This window comes from Streptomyces sp. GbtcB6, from assembly GCF_019091475.1.
Classification (GTDB): domain Bacteria; phylum Actinomycetota; class Actinomycetes; order Streptomycetales; family Streptomycetaceae; genus Streptomyces; species Streptomyces hyaluromycini.
Genome location: NZ_JAGXJL010000389.1, coordinates 1 through 247, shown reverse-complemented (window position 1 = coordinate 247; position 247 = coordinate 1). Strand labels below are relative to the sequence as shown.

Genomic DNA, 247 nt, shown 5'->3' with positions numbered 1-247 from the left:
ACTTCCACTGTCTATACCACAGCTTGTATCCAACAAAGAAGAAGATCACGATAGGAGCCGCCAAGTAGTTCTCGAAAAAGTACTGCGCGTCTGGCGATCCGCCGTTGGGCCACAGCGAGACATAGAATTGGGCCATGAGGCAGATAATGACGAGACCCAGGCCGACGTAGGATCCCGCCACGCCAAACTGAGCTGCGAAGGGCAGATCGTCGACGGTACGTCCGTTCATCTTCCAGGCGCGTCTGAA

1 protein-coding gene is annotated in these 247 nt (G+C 55.1%); it reads right to left on the bottom strand.

Features of this window, described 5'->3' with window-relative positions; translation table 11 throughout:
* On the bottom strand, positions 1 to 229 hold a 229-nt coding region (locus KVT45_RS55475), incomplete at its 3' end, for a hypothetical protein (protein WP_254648768.1).
* Positions 230 to 247 lie beyond the last annotated feature (18 nt).